Raw genomic sequence first — 1,988 nt, 5'->3', positions numbered from 1 at the left:
GCGCCCGGTCGCGAGGCAGGCTTCACCGTCGCTCCGGAGGATCTGCTGGTCTACCCGGCGTGAGGGGCGGGCACGAGGAGACGGCTCGCCATCCGGCATGAATCCGTCCCTCGGACCGCCCTGTGCTCGACGCGAGGGACGGCGGGAGCGCCCGTCCCGTTACTCCGCCCCGCCGCCGTCCGCGTCGGACAGCGGGAGCCGCGCCCTCAGCCGCGCCCCCGCCAGCACGGGCGAGTCCGAGAGCTCCAACGAGCCCCCGTAGACCGCGAGCTGCCGCTCCAGCCGCGCCAGGCCCGAGCGCGTCGACCCCTCGACGAGTCCACGGCCGTCGTCGTCGAGGGTGAGCACCACGACGCCCGCCTCCTCGTCGCCGCGCACCCGCAGCGAGGAGGCGCCGCCGTGCTTCAGCGCGTTGGTGACCGCCTCCTCCAGGAACCGGACCAGGAGCATCCGCTGGTCGAGCGGTGGCTCGGCGCCCTCGGCGGCGAGCGCCGGGATGCGGCCGAGGTCGAGGTCGACGGCGATCTCGGGAGGGAGTCGCGCGACGAGGTCGCGGACGGCGGGGACCAGGCCGTGGTCGATCTCGACCGGGTAGAGGGCGTGGCCGACCGCGCGCACCTCGTCCTCGCGGAGCCGGTCGAGCCGGGCGGCGATGGCGAGCAGCCGCTCCGAGGCCGCCTCGTCGGATGCGCTCGCGACCGCGTGCAGCTCGGCGGTCAGCACCACCAGTCCGTTCTGGAGGCCGCCGTGCAGGCTCTGCGCGACGTCGCGCCGCACCCGCAGCTCCTCCCGCTGCAGGGCCTGCACCGCCTCGAGCGCTTGCACGGAGGCGCGGGCGTGCTCCCGCTCCTTCTCGCGAACCCGCCGCGCCGCGCGCACGAGCAGGTAGCCGTAGGCCGTGATCAGCGCGATCACCGTGGATCCGACGACCAGCTCGACCGCGAGAGCGGGGAGGGCCGAGAGCGGGTAGACGCCGGTCAGCACCTGGAGGCAGCAGCGGACGAGTCCCATCCCCACGGCGATGACCGCCGTCCGGGCCACCCGGCCGCCGCCGGTCGAGCGCTCGGGACGCAGCACCGCGACCAGGGCGATCGCGAGCCCGATCGTCGACACGTTGACCAGGACGCGCGTCGTCACGTCGAGCAGCGGCCCCGGATCGACGCTCCGCAGCGTCCGCGACAGCATCCCGAGCGCGAAGACGGCCTGGAGCGCGGCCAGCAGCGAGAGGACGCCGCCGAGGAGGGCCATCGCTCCGAGGACGATGCGGTTGTCCTCGCGCGTGTCGCTCGGGCCGGCGCTCATCCGGTGTGCTCGAGGAAGAGGAGCGTCGCGTCGACCCGCGGGTTGCGCTCGCCGTCCGACCGCACGCCGAGGGACGCGTAGACGGCGTTGACGTGGTTGTCGACCGAGCGGACCGCGATGCCGAGACGCTCGCCGATCGCGGCGTTGGTCAGCCCCGATGCGAGACCCGAGAGCACCTCGTACTGGCGCGGGCTCAGCGCGGCGACCGGGGAGTCGCGGCGGGCCGCGCGGGCGGCGACCAGCGCCGGATCGAGCACGGTGCGGCCGTCCGCCGTCGCGCGGACGGAGGCGAGCAGCGCGGGGGCGGAGAGGGAGGAGGTCTTCGAGAGGTAGCTCCAGCCGCGGGCCTCGGCGCGGTCGAGGCGGAGGAAGCGGTGCATCGCGTCGACGGCCGAGAGCAGGACGATGCCCAGCCCCGGCGCGGTGGACCGCAGTCGGCGCCCGAGCTCGATGCCGTCCCCGTCGCCGAGCTCGATATCGAGGATCGCCACGTCGAGCTCCGCGGGCTGCAGCACCGACCGCGCCTCCGTGGCGGATCCGGCCTCCACGACGCTCCGCACGCCCGGCACCGCGCGCAGCAGCGACGACAGCATGTGCCGGTAGAGGGGCTGGTCGTCGACGACGGCCAGCCTGAGCTCCGGAACGCCCCCCACGGATGTCATCCGCCCATCTTCACCCATGCTCCG

The 1,988-nt window shown here is 74.8% G+C and carries 2 protein-coding genes; both read right to left on the bottom strand.

The genetic code is table 11. The annotated features are described in order from the left end of the window. Positions 1-159: 159 nt before the first annotated feature. Complete coding sequence (locus C5C95_RS17005) at positions 160-1,302, bottom strand: sensor histidine kinase (protein WP_104324914.1); 1,143 nt, start codon at positions 1,300-1,302, stop codon at positions 160-162. Then, a complete protein-coding gene (locus C5C95_RS17000) occupies positions 1,299-1,964 on the bottom strand; it encodes a response regulator transcription factor (RefSeq protein WP_104324913.1) in 666 nt (221 codons plus the stop codon). The genes C5C95_RS17005 and C5C95_RS17000 overlap by 4 nt, the downstream gene beginning before the upstream one ends. Between the last annotated feature and the right edge of the window lie 24 nt (positions 1,965-1,988).

This window comes from Rathayibacter sp. AY1B7 (assembly GCF_002932735.1).
GTDB lineage: Bacteria > Actinomycetota > Actinomycetes > Actinomycetales > Microbacteriaceae > Rathayibacter.
This window is presented reverse-complemented; position numbering and strand designations above follow the sequence as displayed.